General features: G+C 67.2%; 13 protein-coding genes. 11 read left to right on the plus strand and 2 right to left on the minus strand.

The genetic code is table 11. From position 1 onward, the window contains the following. The first annotated feature begins 1 nt into the window (after window position 1). The 9 genes from V7787_RS27550 (at window position 2) to V7787_RS27590 (ending at window position 11,886) form a co-directional block, all read left to right on the plus strand. The gene (locus V7787_RS27550; protein WP_336090508.1) at window positions 2-1,177 is read left to right on the plus strand and encodes a threonine dehydratase; all 1,176 of its coding nucleotides are present in this window, start codon (window positions 2-4) and stop codon (window positions 1,175-1,177) included. Continuing rightward, complete coding sequence (locus tag V7787_RS27555; RefSeq protein WP_336090509.1) at window positions 1,174-2,775, plus strand: 2-isopropylmalate synthase; 1,602 nt, start codon at window positions 1,174-1,176, stop codon at window positions 2,773-2,775. Before V7787_RS27550 ends, V7787_RS27555 begins: the two co-directional genes overlap by 4 nt. Before the next feature lie 170 nt (window positions 2,776-2,945). Then, complete coding sequence (gene leuC / locus V7787_RS27560; protein ID WP_336090510.1) at window positions 2,946-4,367, plus strand: 3-isopropylmalate dehydratase large subunit; 1,422 nt, start codon at window positions 2,946-2,948, stop codon at window positions 4,365-4,367. Next, window positions 4,367-5,011 (plus strand): 3-isopropylmalate dehydratase small subunit, encoded by a 645-nt coding sequence (gene leuD / locus V7787_RS27565; protein WP_336090511.1) that lies wholly within the window; start codon window positions 4,367-4,369, stop codon window positions 5,009-5,011. Before leuC ends, leuD begins: the two co-directional genes overlap by 1 nt. Next, window positions 5,001-6,089, plus strand: coding sequence for a 3-isopropylmalate dehydrogenase (gene leuB / locus V7787_RS27570; RefSeq protein ID WP_336090512.1), 1,089 nt, complete (start codon window positions 5,001-5,003; stop codon window positions 6,087-6,089). Before leuD ends, leuB begins: the two co-directional genes overlap by 11 nt. 343 nt (window positions 6,090-6,432) lie before the next feature. Next, window positions 6,433-7,956: a glycerol-3-phosphate dehydrogenase gene (glpD, locus tag V7787_RS27575; protein WP_336090513.1), complete on the plus strand. Its 1,524-nt coding sequence runs from the start codon at window positions 6,433-6,435 to the stop codon at window positions 7,954-7,956. A 396-nt stretch (window positions 7,957-8,352) separates the two neighbouring features. After that, complete coding sequence (locus V7787_RS27580) at window positions 8,353-9,072, plus strand: MIP/aquaporin family protein (RefSeq protein WP_336090514.1); 720 nt, start codon at window positions 8,353-8,355, stop codon at window positions 9,070-9,072. A gap of 110 nt (window positions 9,073-9,182) precedes the next feature. Next, window positions 9,183-10,688, plus strand: a complete 1,506-nt coding sequence (glpK, locus tag V7787_RS27585) for a glycerol kinase GlpK (RefSeq protein ID WP_336090516.1) — start codon at window positions 9,183-9,185, stop codon at window positions 10,686-10,688. 112 nt (window positions 10,689-10,800) lie between these two features. After that, complete coding sequence (locus V7787_RS27590) at window positions 10,801-11,886, plus strand: DUF5694 domain-containing protein (RefSeq protein WP_336090517.1); 1,086 nt, start codon at window positions 10,801-10,803, stop codon at window positions 11,884-11,886. 58 nt (window positions 11,887-11,944) lie between these two features. On the opposite strand, the gene V7787_RS27595 is transcribed toward V7787_RS27590, so the two are convergent. Beyond that, window positions 11,945-15,103, minus strand: a complete 3,159-nt coding sequence (locus tag V7787_RS27595; protein ID WP_336090518.1) for an efflux RND transporter permease subunit — start codon at window positions 15,101-15,103, stop codon at window positions 11,945-11,947. A 153-nt stretch (window positions 15,104-15,256) separates the two neighbouring features. Beyond that, the gene (locus tag V7787_RS27600) at window positions 15,257-16,357 is read right to left on the minus strand and encodes an efflux RND transporter periplasmic adaptor subunit (protein ID WP_336090520.1); all 1,101 of its coding nucleotides are present in this window, start codon (window positions 16,355-16,357) and stop codon (window positions 15,257-15,259) included. 354 nt (window positions 16,358-16,711) lie between these two features. Here V7787_RS27600 and V7787_RS27605 point away from each other — a divergent pair, with 354 nt between their 5' ends. Beyond that, complete coding sequence (locus tag V7787_RS27605) at window positions 16,712-17,374, plus strand: TetR/AcrR family transcriptional regulator (protein WP_336090522.1); 663 nt, start codon at window positions 16,712-16,714, stop codon at window positions 17,372-17,374. Window positions 17,375-17,552: 178 nt separating this feature from the next. After that, a complete protein-coding gene (locus V7787_RS27610) occupies window positions 17,553-18,221 on the plus strand; it encodes a protein-L-isoaspartate O-methyltransferase family protein (protein ID WP_336090524.1) in 669 nt (222 codons plus the stop codon). The last annotated feature ends 103 nt before the right edge of the window (window positions 18,222-18,324 follow it).

An 18,324-nucleotide genomic window follows, 5' to 3' on the forward strand; every position in this document is an offset into this window, starting at 1 on the left:
CATGGACGGCGACGTAGCCCGCGCGACCGCACAAGTGAGCGCCGCCGATCTGTTGGCGGCGCAGGCGCGGCTGCGCCGCTATCTGGAACCCACGCCGCTGCACCATGCCGAACGGTTCGGCTGCTGGCTGAAGTTGGAGAACCTGCAGCGCACCGGTTCGTACAAAGTGCGCGGCGCCTTGAACGCGCTGCTGGCCGCGCGCGAACGCGGCGATCACCGCACCGTGATCGCCGCCTCCGCCGGCAACCACGCGCAAGGCCTGGCCTGGGCGGCGTACCGCCTGGGCGTCAACGCGATCACGGTGATGCCGCGCTGCGCGCCGCAAACCAAGATCGCCGGCGTCGCCCACTGGGGCGCCACCGTTCGCCTGCACGGCGACACCTACGATGAAGCCAAGGCCTTCGCCATCGAACTGGCGCAGCAACACGACTACCGCCTGCTGTCGGCGTTCGACGATCCCGATGTGATCGCCGGCCAAGGCACGGTCGCGCTGGAACTGGCCGCGTTCGCGCCCGACGTGGTGCTGGTGCCGATCGGCGGCGGCGGTCTGGCGGCCGGCGTCGCCTTGGCGTTGAAGTCGGAGCTGCTGTCGGGTTCGGCCGCGGCCAAACGCGTGCGGGTGATCGGCGCGCAGGTCGAAGGCGTGGACTCGATGGCGCGCGCGCTGCGCGGCGACCGCCGCCTGATCGAACCGGCCGCGACCCTGGCCGACGGCGTGCGGGTGAAAGACCCCGGCCGTCTGACCGAACGCGTGCTGAGCACCTTGCTGGACGATGTAGTGATCGTGCGCGAAGCCGAGCTGCGCGAAACCCTGGTGCGGCTGGCGCTGGAAGAACACATCATCGCCGAGGGCGCCGGTGCGCTGGCGTTGGCCGCCGGCCGCCGCATCGCCGCCAAGCGCAAATGCGCGGTGGTGTCCGGCGGCAACCTGGATGCCGGCGTGCTCGCGCGGCTGCTGTCGGAAGTGCGTCCGCGCGCGCCGCGGCGCCCGCGTCGGCGCGTGCGCGAAGGCGCGCCGTCGGACAGCCCCGCCATCGAGGCGGACATTTACAGACTCGCCAACGTCGGGCTCGCCAACCTTAGTCGCGAGCCGTCGGCCTCGCCGGCGGTGGCGCCTTCGTCCCGTTTCGCACCCACATCTCCGCATCACGTTGTAACCGAGGAAATCCCCGCATGAACGACTCGCCCGGCCCGGTAGGTACTGCGCCCGTCACGCAGATCGCCGACGCGCCCCAGCACGTCACCATTTTCGACACCAGTCTGCGCGACGGCGAACAATCGCCCGGCTGCAGCATGACCGCGACGCAGAAGCTGCGCTTCGCCCATGCCTTGTCCGAGCTCGGCGTGGACGTGATCGAAGCCGGATTCCCGGCCAGTTCCGAAGCCGACCTGGAAGGCACCCGCGCGATCGTGCGCGAAGTGCGCGGCTCCACCCTGGCGACCCTGGCGCGCTGCCATCCCGGCGACATCGAATCCTGCGCGCGCGCGCTGGAAGGCGCGGCCAAGCCGCGCATCCACGTGTTCATTTCCACCAGCCCGTTGCACCGCCAGCACAAGCTCAATCTGGACAAGCAGCAGGTGCTGGAACGCGCGGTCGCCGCGGTCGAACAGGCGCGCCGTTACGTCGACGACGTCGAGTTCTCCTGCGAAGACGCGCTGCGCACCGAGCACGATTACCTGGCCGAAATCTGCAGCGCCGCGGTCGCCGCCGGCGCCCGCACCCTGAACATTCCCGACACCGTCGGCTACACCACCCCGAGCGAGATCCGCGCGCTGTTCGAATACCTGCGCGCCAACGTCAAGGGCGCCGACAAGGCGATCTTCAGCGCCCACTGCCACAACGACCTGGGCCTGGCGGTGGCCAACAGCCTGGCCGCGATCGAAGGCGGCGCGCGTCAGGTCGAGTGCACCATCAACGGCATCGGCGAGCGCGCCGGCAACTGCGCGCTGGAAGAGCTGGTGATGGCGCTGCGCGTGCGCAACGCCTATTACAACGCCAGCACCCGCATCGACACCCGCCGGCTGGTGCCGACCTCGCGCCTGCTCTCGCGCATCACCGGCATGGTGGTCCAGCGCAACAAGGCCATCGTCGGTCAGAACGCGTTCGCGCACGAGTCCGGCATCCACCAGCACGGCATGCTCAAGCACCGCGGCACCTACGAGATCATGAATCCCGAGGACGTGGGCTGGGCGCAATCGCAGATGGTGATGGGCCGCCACAGCGGCCGCGCGGCCTTGAACGATCGCCTGCAGGCGCTGGGTTTCAGCCTGGACGAAGCGCGTTTGAACGCGGTGTTCGCCAGCTTCAAGGCCTTGGCCGAGAAGAAGCGCGAAGTGTTCGACGCCGATCTGGAATCGCTGGTGCTGGGCGCCGATGCTAAAGCGGTGCGCGGCTATCGGTTGGTGCGCGCCCACGTCAGCACAGGCGTATCCGACGGCAGTATGCCGACGGCGAGCGTGCAACTGGTCGATCCGGACGGCGTCACGGTCAGCGAAGCCGCGGTCGGCGACGGCCCGGTGCACGCCTTGTTCGAAGCGCTGGCGCGCGCGACCGGCGTGGCCCCGAGCATCGACAGCTACAACGTCTCCAGCGTGACCACCGGCGACGACGCCCAGGGCCAGGCCAGCGTCACCGCGCGCTTCGGCGGCGTCGAGCTGACCGGCTCGGGCACCAGCACCGACATCATCGAGGCCAGTGCGTTGGCGTGGTTGGAAGTGGCGAACCGCGTGCACCGCACCCAGCACACGCCGCAGAAACTCAGCGCCACCGCCTGACAAAGCCCCTCTCCCGCTTGCGGGAGAGGGGTTGGGGTGAGGGCGCGAGATCGCCGTGAACAACAAAGCAAAAGCGCCCTCATCCCAACCCTTCTCCCGCCAGCGGGAGAAGGGCTAAAGCCAAAACAACAGCAGCTCAAGCCAAAAGCCAAAGCGAACTCATACGAATCATGACTACACCCACCACCCTGTTCGAAAAACTCTGGAACGCGCACCTGGTATCGCCCGAAAGCGACGCCGCGCCCGCGGTGCTCTACATCGACCTGCACCTGATCCACGAAGTCACCACCCCGCAAGCCTTCGCCGAGCTGGAAGCGCGCGGCCTGTCGCCGCGCCGGCCGGATCTGACCAAGGGGACGCTCGATCACTCCACCCCGACCCTGCCCGCCGACGCCGACGGCCGTCTGCCCTACTACACCGCCGAAGCCGAAAATCAGGTCGCCACGCTGCGCCGCAATTGCGAGCGCCACGGCATCGAGCTGTTCGATTTCGACAGCGCCCACCGCGGCATCGTCCACGTGATCGGCCCGGAACTCGGCCTGACCCAACCCGGCCAGACCATCGTCTGCGGCGACAGCCACACCGCCACCCACGGCGCCTTCGGCGCGCTGGCTTTCGGCATCGGCACCAGCGAAGTCGGCCACGTGTTGGCCACCCAGTGCCTGCTGCAGCGCCGGCCCAAGACCCTGGCGATCGACATCGAAGGCGAGCTCGCGCCCGGCGTCGGCGCCAAGGATCTGATCCTGCACGTGATCGGCGAGATCGGCGTCAACGGCGGCACCGGCCACGTCATCGAGTACCGCGGCTCGACCGTGCGCGCGCTGTCGATGGACGAACGCATGACCGTCTGCAATATGTCGATCGAAGCCGGCGCGCGCGCCGGCCTGATCGCGCCGGACCAGATCACCTTCGACTACCTGGCCAAGACCCCGCGCGCACCGCGCGGCGCCGACTGGGATCGCGCGGTCGCGCGCTGGAGCGAGTTCAAGAGCGACGACGGCGCGGTGTTCGACCGGCAAGTGCGTATCGACGCGAGCAAGATCAAGCCGACCCTGACCTGGGGCACCCATCCCGGCCAGGTCGCGGCCGTCGACGCGCGTCTGCCGCAGGCCTCCGACGCCGACCAGGCCAAAGCGCTGGCGTACATGGGCTTCGATGCCGGCGCGCCGATGGCCGGGCGTCCGGTCGATGTGGTGTTCGTCGGCAGTTGCACTAATTCGCGTCTGTCCGATCTGCGCCAGGCCGCCGAAGTGCTGCGCGGCCGCCACGTGCATCCGCGCGTGCGCATGCTGGTGGTGCCCGGCTCGGAGCAGGTCAAGCGCGACGCCGAGGCCGAGGGCATCGATGCGGTGGTGCGCGCGGCCGGCGCGGAATGGCGCGAACCGGGTTGCTCGATGTGCATCGCCATGAACGGCGATCTGGTCGGCCCGGGCCAATTGGCCGTGTCCACCAGCAACCGCAATTTCGAAGGCCGCCAGGGCAAGGGCTCGCGCACGCTGCTGGCCTCGCCGCTGACCGCGGCCGCCTGCGCGGTCGCAGGGCATGTGGTGGATCCGCGCGATTACCTCAACACCGTCAAGGAGGTCGCGTAATGTCCGCGTCCGCTCACTCCGCGTCCAACGACAGCGGCTTCGTCGAACTGATCTCGCGCACCGCGGTCCTGCGCGAACGCAACATCGACACCGACCAGATCATCCCGGCGCGTTTTCTCACCACCACCGAGCGCAAGGGTCTGGGCCGCTTCGCCTTCAACGACTGGCGTTACCTCGCCGACGGCTCGCCCAACCCGGCGTTCGAACTCAACAAGCCCGAGAACGCCGGCGCGGCGATCCTGGTGGCCGGGCGCAACTTCGGCTGCGGCTCCTCGCGCGAACACGCGCCGTGGGCGCTGACCGATCTGGGCCTGCGCGCGGTGATCAGCAGCGAGATCGCCGACATCTTCCGCAGCAACTCGCTCAAGAACGGTTTGTTGCCGATCGTGGTCGAACAGGAATTGCTCGACGAATTGCTCGACCGTCCGGGCATCGAGCTGCGGGTGGACGTGCGCACCCGCACTCTGCATCTGCCCGATGGCCGCGCCGTGCAATTCCCGCTCGACGCCTTCGCCCAGACCTGCCTGATCGAGGGCGTGGACCAACTCGGTTATCTGCTGCGCCAACTCGAATCCATCCATCAGTTCGAACAACGCCGCGTCGCGGCGCTCAACCCCCAACAGGAGCAACCTCATGCGCGCTGACATCGTCGTGCTCAAAGGCGACGGCATCGGTCCGGAAGTCACCGACGCCGCAGTGGAAGTGCTGCGCGCGGTCGCACGCCGCTACGGTCACCAGTTCGAGCTGCACGATCATCTGATCGGCGGCGCCGCCATCGACGCCACCGGCGAGCCGCTGCCGGCGGCGACGTTGCAGGCCTGCCAGCGCGCCGACGCGGTGCTGCTGGGCGCGGTCGGCGGGCCGAAGTGGTCCGATCCCAAGGCCAAGGTCCGGCCGGAGCAAGGCCTGCTGGCGCTGCGCAAGGGCTTGGGCCTATACGCCAATCTACGCCCGGTGCAGCCGCATGCCGCGACCCTGGGCGCTTCGCCGATCAAGCCGCATCTGCTGGCCGGCGTGGACATGATCGTGGTGCGCGAACTCACCGGCGGCATCTATTTCGGCCAGAAACAACGCAGCGCCGACGCGGCCAGCGACTTGTGCGAGTACAGCGTGGCCGAGATCGAACGCGTGGTCCGGCACGCCTGCCGCCTGGCGCGCGGCCGACGCAATCATGTGGTGTCGGTGGACAAGGCCAATGTGCTGGAGACCTCGCGGCTGTGGCGCGAAGTGGCCGGCCGGGTGGCGCGCGAGGAATTCCCCGACGTGACCTTGGAGCATCAACTGGTCGATTCGATGGCCATGCACTTGATCGCCAAGCCGCGCGCGTTCGATGTGATCGTCACCGAGAACATGTTCGGCGACATCCTCACCGACGAAGCCTCGATGCTGGCCGGCTCGCTCGGCCTGCTGCCGTCGGCGTCGTTGGGCGAAGGCAAGGTCGGGCTGTACGAGCCGATCCACGGCTCGGCGCCGGACATCGCCGGCCGCGGCATCGCCAATCCCTGCGGCACCATCCTCAGCGCGGCGCTGTTGCTGCGGCATTCGCTGGGCTTGCACGCGGAAGCCGAGTGCGTCGAACAGGCGGTGTCGGCGGTGCTCGACGCGGGCGTGCTGACCGCGGATCTGGCCCCGGCCGGGCAGGCGGCGACCACAGCCGAGGTGACTGCGGCGGTGTTGAAGCGGTTGGAGCTGTCGTGTCAGGTGGCGGAGTTGCGCGACTAAGACACTCCCGCGCTCTTGCCCCCGCTCGCGGGAGAGGGTTGGGGTGAGGGCACGCGACCCACAAACACCCGCGCCGGCCCCGATACCCCGCGCGCCCTCATCCGCCCTTCGGGCACCTTCTCCCGCAAGCGGGAGAAGGGTTCGGTAACGATCTCCGTAAGTCTGTACCCCTTCCCGACGCCCCTGCGCCGGGATTTTTTTTGCCCGCGCTTTGCCGACCCGGACACATCCCCCTCACCCGCCATTGATGTGAACCCAGGCAACAATCGACTGGTAACGCTATGCCATCATCCTGACGCAACCTGGGTCGGCGACGCGCGGCCCGCAGCCAGACGCGGAGCGCATGACCGAGCAAGTATTCACGGCCGACCTGCTGGTCGTAGGCGGCGGCATCAACGGCGCGGCGATCGCGCGCGACGCGGCCGGACGCGGACTGTCGGTGGTGTTGTGCGAACGCGACGACATCGCCTCGCACACCTCCAGCGCCAGCACCAAACTCATTCACGGCGGGCTGCGCTATCTGGAGCAGTTCGAGTTCGCCCTGGTCGGCAAGGCCCTGGCCGAACGCAAGCGGCTGCTGCGGATGGCGCCGCACATCATCTGGCCGCTGCGCTTCGTGCTGCCGCACCAGCCGCATCTGCGCCCGGCCTGGATGATCCGCATCGGCCTGTTCCTGTACGACCGCCTCGGCGGCCGGCGCGGACGCGGCCTGCCGGGTTCGCGCTCGGTCAATCTGCGCAAGCACATCGCCGGGCGGCCGTTGCAGGACGATTTCGTCCGCGGCTTCGCCTATTCCGACGCCTGGGTGCAAGACGCGCGCTTGTGCGTGCTCAACGCCATGGACGCCGCCGAACGCGGCGCCACCGTGCTGACCCGCACCGCCTGTGTCTCGACCGAGCGCGGCCAAGACTATTGGCAGGCGCAGTTGCGTCAGGCCGACGGCACCCAGATCGCGGTGCGCGCACGCGCCCTGGTCAACGCAACCGGCCCCTGGGCCGCACGTTTCCTGGACGACGTCGCCCAGGTCAAGCACAGCCACAACTTGCGTTTGATCAAGGGCAGCCACATCGTCGTGCCCAAGCTGTTCGATCACGACCACGCTTACATCTTCCAGCAGCCCGACCGGCGGATCGTGTTCGCGATTCCCTACGAACACGACTACACCCTGATCGGCACCACCGATGTCGACTACCGCGCCGACCCTTCCGCGCCGCGCATCGATGAGGCCGAGATCCTCTACCTGTGCGAAGCCGCATCGCGCTATTTCAAGCAGGCGATCCGCCCCGACGACGTGGTCTGGACCTACAGCGGCGTGCGCCCCTTGCTCGACGACGACAGCGACCAGGCCTCGGAAATCACCCGCGACTATCTGTTGACGCTCGATCGCGACGGCGCGCCCTTGCTCAATGTGTTCGGCGGCAAGCTGACCACCTCGCGCAAACTCGCCGAAGAGGCCTGCGACACGCTGTCGCCGCTGTTCGGCGCGCCGCGTCCGGCCTGGACGGGTGGCGCGCCGCTGCCCGGCGGCGATCTGCCGAATGCGGATTTCGAAGCCTTCCACGAGGATTTCACCCTGCGCCGGCCGTGGCTGCCCGATGCCTTGGCTTACCGGCTGTGCCGCAATTACGGCAGCCGCGCGCTGCGGATCGTCGAAAGCTGCTCGCATCTGGAAGAGCTGGGCGAGTGCTTCGGTTCGGATTTGTATGCGGCCGAGGTCGATTACCTGATCGATTTCGAATGGGCGCGCGAGGTGCAGGACATTTTGTGGCGGCGTTCGAAGTTGGGGTTGCGGATCGATGCGCAGGGGCAGCGGAGGTTGCAGGAGTATGTGGCGGGGAAGTTGGGGAGGGCGAGTGATGGCGTTTGAGTTTTCTTTCATCGGCTCCACAAGTTCGGGCTCGGTCGTCTCGATCGTCTCGATCGTCTCGATCGTCTCGGCCGTCTCGACTGCCTCGACTGCCCCGGCAACAGCGCACCCACCTACCGTCATTCCCGCGAAGGCGGGCTCCGCTTTACTTCGGCGGAGCCGAACATCCAGTGCCTTTCGTGCGAGAACGTTTGAAGTCGCTGGATTCCCGCCTTCGCGGGAATGACGATAGGTGAGAACGCAGCTGTCGAGCTTTCGAATGACGATAGGTAAGAACGCAGCGGTCGAGCTTTCGGTGGCAAGCGCAAAAGCCAAAGAAAAAGACGAAGCACAAAGAACAAAGACCCACAAACAAAACATATAAGAACCACCACGCACCCGGGGAGTCCCATCGCAATGCCCACACCGATGACCCAATACCTCAGCGAGTTCATCGCCACCGCGATGCTGATCCTGCTCGGCAACGGCGTGGTCGCCGGCGCGCTGCTCAACAAATCCAAGGCGCAAGGCGCCGGTTGGGGCGTGATCACCGCCGCCTGGGGCCTGGCGGTGTTGATCGGCATCTACATCGCCGGCTCCACCAGCGGCGCGATCATGAACCCGGCGCTGACCATCGCCCTGGCCTCGATCGGCAAGCTGTCCTGGGCAGTGGTGCCCGGCTTCGTGGCCGCGCAAGTGGCCGGCGCGTTCCTCGGCGCGACCCTGGTGTGGCTGACCTATCTGGCGCACTGGCGGATCAGCGACGATCCCGAACTCAAGCGCGCGATCTTCTGCACCTCGCCGGCGATCCGCGACACCAAGGCCAATGTGCTCACCGAAGTCATCGGCACCTTCGCCCTCACCTTCGGCGCGCTCGCCATCGGCGCCAACACCCTCGCCCCGGGCATGGGCCCGCTCGGCGTGGGTCTGTTGGTGGTGGTGATCGGCATGTCGCTGGGCGGCCCGACCGGGTACGCGATCAATCCCGCCCGCGATCTCGGCCCGCGCATCGCCCACGCGCTGCTGCCGATCGCCGGCAAGGGCGGCTCGGATTGGGGTTACGCTTGGGTGCCGGTGGTCGCTCCGATCGTCGGCGCGTTGTTGGGCGCGTTCGCGTTTCAAGCCGCTTACGGCTAGAAGTGAGCGCAGAGGAGTGAGGAGTGAGTCAAGGCACGCTCCGCGCCTCTCCAAGGCTCCCGCTCACTCCTCACTCCTCCCCACTCACTCCTAAGCCCCTCACCGCCGCCATGACCAAGCGCTACATCCTCGCCATCGACCAAGGCACCACCAGCTCGCGCGCCATGCTGTTCGATCACGACGGCAGCATCGTCGGGGTGGCTCAGCGCGAATTCGAGCAGATCTTTCCGCGCCCGGGCTGGGTCGAACACGATCCGCGCGAGATTCTCGCCAGCGTGCAGACCACCGCCATCGAGGTGATGACCAAGGCCCAGATCAGCGCCTCGCAGATCGCCGGCATCGGCATCACCAACCAGCGCGAAACCACGGTGGTGTGGGATCGCCACACCGGCCAGGCGGTGCACAACGCGATCGTGTGGCAGTCGCGTCAGACCGCGCAGATCTGCGAGCGGCTCAAGGCCGAAGGCTACCAGGACATGGTGCGCGAGCGCACCGGCCTGCTGATCGACGCGTATTTCTCCGGCACCAAGGTCAAGTGGATTCTCGACAACGTCGAAGGCGCGCGCGAGAAAGCCGAGCGCGGCGACCTGCTGTTCGGCACCATCGACACCTGGCTGATCTGGAACCTGTCGGAGAACAAGGCCCACGTCACCGACTACTCCAACGCCTCGCGCACGCTGATGTACGACATCCACAAGCGCCAGTGGTGTCCGGAGCTTTTGAAGATGCTCGACGTGCCGGCCTCGATGCTGCCGGAAGTGCGCTCCAGCAGCGAAATCTACGCCCACACCGGCGCGCGCCATTTCTTCAACAATTCGGTGCCGATCTGCGGCGTCGCCGGCGACCAACAAGCCGCATTGTTCGGCCAAGCCTGCTTCGAAGCCGGCATGGCCAAGAACACTTACGGCACCGGCTGTTTCCTGCTGATGAACACCGGCGAGAAAGCGGTGCGTTCCGACAACGGCCTGCTCACCACCATCGCCTGGGGCGTCGACGGCAAGGTCGAGTACGCGCTGGAAGGCAGCATCTTCGTCGCCGGCTCGGCGGTGCAGTGGCTGCGCGACGGCTTGCGTATGCTCGGCAAGGCCGGCGACTCGCAGGCCTATGCCGAACGCGCGCGTTCGACCGAGGGCGTGTATTTCGTACCGGCCTTCGTCGGCCTGGGCGCGCCATACTGGCGCAGCGACGTGCGCGGCGCGATGTTCGGCCTGACCCGCGGCACCAGCAAGGAGCATTTCATCCGCTCGGTGCTGGAATCGCTGGCCTACCAGACCCGCGACGTGCTCAGCGCGATGCAGGCCGACTCGGGCATCGAACTCAAGGCGCTGCGCGCCGACGGCGGCGCCATCGCCAACGATTTCACCGCCCAGTTCCAGGCCGACATCCTCAACGTGCCGGTGAACCGGCCCAAGGTCAACGAAACCACGGCCCTGGGCGCGGCGTATCTGGCCGGGCTCGCGGTCGGGTTCTGGGAAAGCCGCGAGCAGATCGCGCGGCAACGCCAGGTCGAACGCAGTTTCGAACCGCAGATGCTGCAAGCGCAGCGCGAGAAACTCTACGCCGGCTGGAAGCGGGCGGTCGAAGCGACCTTGGCCTTTCAGGTCGAACACGACTGATCGCCGAGGCCGCGCCGGCCTGACAAAAGTCATGGGCGGCAGATCGGACGGCGGTCCTATGCTGTCGGCAGACGCCCCATCGTGGGGCCTCACTCACCGACGGCGGTGCAGCATGAAACGATCGGCGGCATGGATGTTGACGTTGACGTTGGCGGCCTGGGCCGGCGCCGGCGCTGCGGCGGCGCAAACGCATGTGGACTTGAGCGACCTCGACCGCGGCATGGCCGGGTCGCGCGCGCAGGTGCTGGTGCTGGGTTCGATGCATCTGTCCAGTCTGGGCAAGGACTTCAAGCCCGAAGCGCTGGAACCGGTGATCGAGCGCCTGGCCGCGTTCAAGCCGCAGATCATCACCGTCGAGTCCATTTCCGGCGAAAGCTGCGATCTGATGGCGCGCCATCCTGTGGTGTACGGCAAGCCCGAGGACAATCGCTTTTGCGCTTCGACCGAACTCGCGCGCAAGGCCACCGGCCTGGACGTACCCGCCGCCATCGGCGAAGTGCACAAGACCCTGCGCGATTGGCCGGCCGCGCCGACGCCGGCGCAACGGCGTCGACTGGCCGCCTTGTTCCTGGCGTCCAACGAAGACGAGTCGGCGCTGGTGCAGTGGCTGCAGTTGCCGGCCGGCGAACGCCATAGCGGCGAAGGCCTGGACGATGCGTTGGTCGCGCAATTGGAAAAATACAGCGGACTCAACAGCGAATCCCATCAGATCGGCGCGCGTCTGGCGGCGCGGCTGGGGCTGCAAAGGCTGTATCCGATCGACGACCACACCGGCGACAACATCACCGCCCCCGACGACGCCGCGTTCGGCGCGGCGCTGCAGAAAGCGTGGGATTCGCAGAAAGCGCGCACGGCGCCGTTGTTCGAACGCGAGAACGCGCTGGCCAAGGCCAACGACATGCTGGCGCTGTACCGCCTGATGAATCGGGCCGAAAACCTGCGTTTGGTCGTCGACGCCGATATCGGCGCCAGCATGCGCGACACCGCGCCCGATCGCCCTGCGCAGTGGTACGTCGCCGGTTGGGAAACCCGCAATCTGCGCATGGTCGCCAACATCCGGGCGACCTTCCGCGAACGGCCGGGTGCGCGCGTGCTGTCGATCGTCGGCCGCACCCACAAGCCGTGGTTCGACGATCTGCTGGGGCAGATGCAGGGCGTGGATATCGTCGATGCCGAGAAGGTGCTCGGCGACAAATGATCGTCAGATGGCCGCGTTCTAGCCCCTCTCCCGCCAGCGGGAGAGGGAACTGACCTACTCAGGCCTCTTCCGGCACCTTGACCTTAAACCAAGCCGCATACAACGCCGGCAAGAACAACAACGTCAACGCCGTCGCCACCAGCAACCCGCCCATGATCGCCACCGCCATCGGCCCGAAGAACGCGCTGCGCGACAACGGAATCATCGCCAGGATCGCCGCCAGCGCGGTCAACACGATCGGCCGGAACCGCCGCACCGTCGCATCGACGATCGCCTTCCACGGCTCATGCCCTTCGCCGCGATCCTGCTCGATCTGATCGACCAGAATTACCGAGTTGCGCATGATCATGCCCGCCAGCGCGATCGTGCCCAGCATCGCCACGAACCCGAACGGCACCCGGAAGATCAGCAGGAACAAGGTCACCCCGATCAAGCCCAGCGGCGCGGTCAGCAGCACCATGAAGCTGCGCGAGAAGCTGCGCAACTGCAACATCAGCAGCGTGAACACCGCGAACAGGAACAGCGGCATGCCGGCGTTGATCGACTTCTGCCCGCGCGCGGAGTCCTCGACGCTGCCGCCGATCTCGATCGAATAACCGTACGGCAGCTGCGAACGCAGCCCGTCCAGGGTCGGCGAGATCTGCGCCATCACCGACGCCGGCTGGGTGCCGTCGTAGATGTCGGCGCGCACGGTCATGGTCGGCAGGCGGTCGCGGTGCCAGATGATGCCTTCCTCGAAACCGTATTCCAGGGTAGCGATCTGGGTCAGCGGCACGCTGCGGCCGCTGCTGGTCGGGACCATCAGGCTGCCGAGCATGTCCAGTTGCAAACGCTCCTGCTCCGGTCCGCGCAACAGCATCTCGATCAGCTCATTGCTTTCGCGGTAGGTGCTGATGTGCGAACCCGACAGCGAGCTGGACAGGAACTGCGACAACTGCGCCGAGGTGATGCCCAAGGCGCGCGCGCGCTCTTGATCGACCTGCAGGCGCACCACCTTGCTCGGCTCGTCCCAATCCAGATTGACGTTGGCCACGTGCGGGTTGGCGCGGATCTTCTCGCGCACCTGGTAGGCGTACTTGCGCACCACGTCGATGTGCTCGCCGGAGACGCGGAACTGCACCGGATAGCCGACCGGCGGGCCGTTCTCCAGGCGGGTCACGCGCAACTGCAGCTCGGGGAAGCGCGGGGCCACGTCCTGGATGATCCAGGTGCGCAGCGCTTCGCGATCGGCCAAGGTCTTGGGCATCAGCACGAACTGGGCGAAGTTCGCCGCCGGCAGTTGTTGATCCAGCGGCAGATAGAAACGCGGTGAACCGGTGCCGACGTAGGCCACGTAGTTGTTCAAGTCCTTGCGCTGCTTCAACAAGGCTTCCAGCCGCTTGGCCTGCTCGGCGGTCTGGCGCAGGGACGAACCTTCGGCCAGTTCCATATCGACCATCAGCTCCGGACGCACCGAGTCGGGGAAGAACTGCTGCGGCACGAAGCGGAACAGGAAGATCGAACCGACGAACGCGGCGATGGTGATGCCGATCACCAGCCAGCGCCGGCGCACGCACCAGGTCACCCAGCCGCGGAAGCGCACATAGAACTTGGATTCGTAAGGGTCGTGGGCATGGTCCACCGGTTCCTTCGGCGCGATCACGCTCGACAACAGCGGCACGCGCTTGGCCAGACCGGCGCGGGCGTCGCGCCAGCGCGCGCCCAGCGAGCCGGGCTTGGGCAAGCCGGCGTGGCCGTGGTCGGGCAGCAGCTTGTCGCCCAGGAACGGGATGAACGCCACCGCGGCGATCCACGACACGCACAAGGCGATGGTCACCACCTGGAACAACGAGCGGGTGTATTCGCCGGTGCTCGACGCCGCGGTCGCGATCGGCAGAAAGCCGGCCGCGGTGATCAAGGTGCCGGTCAGCATCGGGAACGCGGTGCTGTCCCAGGCGAACGCGGCCGCGCGCAGGCGGTCGAAGCCCTGCTCCATTTTGATCGCCATCATCTCAACGGCGATGATCGCGTCGTCGACCAGCAAACCCAGCGCCAGCACCAGCGCGCCCAGCGAAATCTTGTGCAGGCCCACGCCGAAGAAATCCATGACCGCGAAGGTCATCGCCAGCACCAGCGGAATCGACAGCGCCACCACCAGGCCGGTGCGCAAGCCCAGCGAGAAGAAACTCACCAGCAGCACGATCGCCACCGCCTCGGCCAGCACCCGCACGAACTCGCCGACCGATTCTTCCACCGCCGCCGGCTGATCGGCGACCTTGCGCAGTTGCATGCCCGCCGGCAGGGTCTTCTGCAGGTTGGAGAATTCGGTTTCCAGGGTCTTGCCGAGCTTGAGGATGTCGCCGCCCTGCTTCATCGACACGCCGATGCCGATCGCGTCCTCGCCCATGAAGCGCATGCGCGGTTGCGGCGGATCGGAGAAGCCGCGCCGCACTTCGGCCACATCGCCCAAACGGAAAGTGCGGTCGCCGACCCGGATCGGGAATTGCTTGATCTGATCGACCGAAGTGAATTGCCCGCCAACGCGGATCGGCACCCGGCTCGACGCCGTCTCGAAGAACCCGGCCGAGACCAGCGCGTTCTGTTGATTCAACGCGTCCTGCACCGCCTGGGCCGGAATCCCCAAGGTGGAGAGCTTCACGTTCGACAGCTCGACCCAGATCTTTTCGTCCTGCACGCCGATCAGTTCGATCTTGCCCACGTCCTGCTGCCCTTGCAGCGCGAGCTGGACGCGTTCGGCGTAGTCCTTGAGCACGGCGTAGTCGAAACCCGGGCCGGTCAGCGCGTAAATGTTGCCGAAGGTGTCGCCGAATTCGTCGTTGAAGAACGGTCCGATGGCGTCGCTGGGCAAGGTCGGGCGGATGTCGCCGATCTTCTTGCGCACCTGATACCACAGCGGCTGGATGTCGCCGGAGTGCATCGAGTCGCGCGCGGCGAAAATCACCTGCGATTCGCCGGCGCGCGAGTACGAGCGGATGAACTCGTACTCGCCGGTCTCCATGAGCTTCTTCTCGATCCGCTCGGTGACCTGGCGCGAGACTTCCTCGGCGGTCGCGCCCGGCCACAGCGTGCGCACCACCATCACTTTGAAGGTAAAGGCCGGATCTTCGCTGCGGCCCAGGCGCAGGTACGACATCGCGCCGGCCAACGCGAGCACCAGCATCGCGTAGACGATCAGGCTGCGGTGGCGCAGGGCCCATTCGGAAAGGTTGAAGCGCATAAATAAACCCACTTCATTGTCCCCCTCTCCCGTTTACGGGAGAGGGCAGGGGTGAGGGCCGCTCTCAGCAGAGGCAGGCACAAGGGCGCAAGCGCCGGCGAAATCCATCGATCGACAAGCGCAGTGCGTTCGCAGCCACCGCGCCCACCGCGATCACTTCCCGACCGGATGATTCTCGCGATCCACCGCGAGCACCTTCTGGCCGTCGCGCAACAGATGGCCGCCGGCGGCGACGACCCAGTCGTTCGCGCCCAGGCCCGAGGTCACCGGCACCCGATCCGGGCCGTAAGGCCCGACCACGATGGGTTTGAGCTTGACCGTGCCGCTGGCGATATCGGCCACGAACACCGCGGTGCCGCGGCCGCTGCGCTGCACCGCCGCCAACGGCACGCTCAGGCCCGATCCGACCGGATCGGGCTGATAGATCCGCGCGCTCTGGCCCAGCTCCAAGGTGCCCGCCGGCGCGTCCACCGCGACCCGCGCGGCGTAGGTGCGCGAGGCCGGATCGGCCGCGGGCGAGACCTCGCGCACGCGTCCGGGCCAGCGCTTGCCGGGAATCGACCACAGCTCCACCAACACCTGCTGGCCCGGCTTGAAGGTCGCGATCGCGCCTTCCGGCACCGCGAAGGCGACCTCGCGCGCGCCGTCGGCGGCGAGCCCGAACACCTGCTGGCCCGCGGCGACCACTTGCCCGGCTTCGGCGCTGCGGGTGGCGATCACCCCGGCGGCCGGCGCGCGCAACTGGGTGTAAGCCGATTGATTGCGCGCCACGTCGAGATTGGCGCGGGCCGAATTGAGCTGGCCCTGCGCGGCCTTGGCCGCGGCGTCCTGCGCATCGATGGCCGAACGGCTGACCAACTGGTCCTTGCCCAGCGAAGCGAAGCGCAACTGATCGGCGCGAGCGCGCGCGTATTCGGCTTCGGCCGCGGCGAACTGGGCTTGCGCGGCGCGGCTTTGCGCGTCCAGATCGCCCGGATCCAGCACCGCCAGCACCTGGCCGGCGGCGACATGCGCGCCGATATCGACCTTGCGTTCGATCAGCTTGCCGCCGACCCGGAACGACAGCGGACTCTCTTCGCGAGCGCGCACTTCGCCGGCGTAGGCCGACACGGCATTGATCGCGCCGCTGGGCTGGGTCACCAGCACCGGCCGCGCGGCCTCGGCGGCCGGCTTGCCGTTGCCGCAAGCCGCCAGGGTCAAGGCCAAGGCCAGCACCGGCAGCGCCGTCGCCGCGCGGCGGACGCCGACGGCCACGGGCCGCCCGGCGCCGGACGGGACCGGTCGGGAAGCGGGAAAAATCCGGCTACGCATTGCGGATGGCCTCATCGGGAATTAATGTACTTGGCGGTACTGTATAAATATAGAACCACGCAGTCCAGTATTGAAAGATCCCCCAGCGCTCGCCCCACGTCCATCGCAGAAGAACCCCACACCCCGGCGCCACCCTCCACTAGTCCGCTCTGCACACAAAGCCCGCCCCCTCACCACCCAAGCCGCGCCCCTCACCTAACCCAATCCCCCACTCGCAAACCCACCAACCACCCCCAATTCCCTTAGTCTGCACACCCCCACGCACCCAACGCCCCAGCCGCGCACAAGCCCCCACCCATGTCCTCGCCCCGCCCCACCCCTCCCGCGCCTCCGGCCAAGCCGGCCGGTCCCGGCCGCCCGAAAGACCTGAGCAAGCGCACCGCGATCCTGGAAGCGGCCAAGCGACTGTTCCTGATCGAGGGCTTCGACGGCGTGAGCATGGACCAGATCGCGACCGAGGCCGGCGTCTCCAAACTCACCGTTTACAGCCATTTCGGCGACAAAGAGACCCTGTTCGGCGCCGCGGTCAAGACTTACTGCGAGCAGCACCTGCCCTCGCCGCTGTTCGAACCGGCGCCGGCGACGCCGCTGCGCGCGCGCCTGATCGAGATCGCGGTGGCCTTCTACGACATGATCAGCACGCCCGAGGCGATCCAGATCCACCGCCTGCTGTGCTCGCCGCAGGTGGCCGAGTCGGCGCTGTCGAAGATGTTCTGGGACGCCGGTCCGCAACGGCTGCACGACGAATTCGAGTCGCTGCTGGTCCGTCGGGTCGAGTCCGGCGAGCTGGAGATCGCCGATACGGCGCGCGCAGCCACCCAGTTCTTCGCCCTGGTCAAGGGCGAGCCGCACGCCTTGCTGATGTTCGGCTGCGGCTTTACCGGCAAGGCCGAGCTGAAGGCGCATATCGAGGCCTCGGTGGCGATGTTCCTGCGCGCCTATGCGCGGCGCGGGGACTGATCGTGCCGGGTCTGGCGCCACCCATGCGGCGGCCGGGCAATCGCCTAAGTACGCACGGTGCCAGGAGTTCCGGTGACTTTCGGCACTAAGCCGGGCCGGTGGCCTGGTTAATTCTTTTTCTGCCGGGGACGCGCGGTCCCGGTAGAATTCGCGGTCCCCGCGCACGATGAAGAACCCCATGACTACGATCGATTACGCCAAGGCTCGCGAACTGATGGTCGAACAACAAGTTCGGCCCTGGGACGTGCTCGACCCGCGCGTGCTCGACGTGTTGGCCCAGCTGCCGCGCGAAGCCTTCGTGGCCGACGCGCACCGCAACCTGGCCTACACCGACCTCGCCCTGCCGCTGGCGCACGGCGAATTCATGATGAAGCCGGTCCTGGAAGGCCGCACCCTGCAGTCGCTGGGCGTGGATCCGACCGACGACGTGCTGGAAATCGGCACCGGCAGCGGTTACCTGACCGCCTGCCTGGGCCGTCTGGCGCGCGAAGTGGTGAGCCTGGAAATCCACCCCGACCTCGCCGCGACCGCGCGCGAACGGCTGGCCGGCCAGGGCATCCTCAACGCCCAGGTAGTCGACGCCGACGCGCTGAACTACAGCACCGACCGCCGCTTCAACGCGATTTGCGTGACCGGCGCGGTGTCGCAGATTCCGCCGCAGTGGCTGCAGTGGCTGCAACCCGGCGGCCGCCTGTTCGTGGTCCGCGGCCGCTCGCCGGCGATGGAAGGCGTGCGGGTCACCGCGGGCGAGCGCAACGAAGTCAACGCTTCGCGCATCCAGTCGTTGTTCGAAACCGATTTGCCGTACCTCCAAGGCGCCGCACCCGCGCCCGCCTTCGAGTTCTGACCGTCCTGTCAGTTGCCCGTCAGTCCCCCGTAAGAGCCCGCATGCCAGCATGCGGGCTGCAGAAAAACAGCAAGCCCTCAAAAACAAGCAAGTCCAAGGAAGC

The organism is Pseudomonas sp. CGJS7 (assembly GCF_036961695.1).

Bases quoted from the DNA above. Each gene is read 5' to 3' on its own strand.
- glpK (WP_336090516.1), top strand. From the start codon at position 9,183: ATGACCAAGCGCTACATCCTCGCCATCGACCAAGGCACCACCAGCTCG.
- V7787_RS27555 (WP_336090509.1), top strand. From the start codon at position 1,174: ATGAACGACTCGCCCGGCCCGGTAGGTACTGCGCCCGTCACGCAGATC.
- V7787_RS27610 (WP_336090524.1), top strand. From the start codon at position 17,553: ATGACTACGATCGATTACGCCAAGGCTCGCGAACTGATGGTCGAACAA.
- V7787_RS27550 (WP_336090508.1), top strand. From the start codon at position 2: ATGGACGGCGACGTAGCCCGCGCGACCGCACAAGTGAGCGCCGCCGAT.
- V7787_RS27590 (WP_336090517.1), top strand. From the start codon at position 10,801: ATGAAACGATCGGCGGCATGGATGTTGACGTTGACGTTGGCGGCCTGG.
- glpD (WP_336090513.1), top strand. From the start codon at position 6,433: ATGACCGAGCAAGTATTCACGGCCGACCTGCTGGTCGTAGGCGGCGGC.
- V7787_RS27580 (WP_336090514.1), top strand. From the start codon at position 8,353: ATGCCCACACCGATGACCCAATACCTCAGCGAGTTCATCGCCACCGCG.
- leuD (WP_336090511.1), top strand. From the start codon at position 4,367: ATGTCCGCGTCCGCTCACTCCGCGTCCAACGACAGCGGCTTCGTCGAA.
- leuC (WP_336090510.1), top strand. From the start codon at position 2,946: ATGACTACACCCACCACCCTGTTCGAAAAACTCTGGAACGCGCACCTG.
- V7787_RS27595 (WP_336090518.1), bottom strand. From the start codon at position 15,103: ATGCGCTTCAACCTTTCCGAATGGGCCCTGCGCCACCGCAGCCTGATC.
- V7787_RS27605 (WP_336090522.1), top strand. From the start codon at position 16,712: ATGTCCTCGCCCCGCCCCACCCCTCCCGCGCCTCCGGCCAAGCCGGCC.
- leuB (WP_336090512.1), top strand. From the start codon at position 5,001: ATGCGCGCTGACATCGTCGTGCTCAAAGGCGACGGCATCGGTCCGGAA.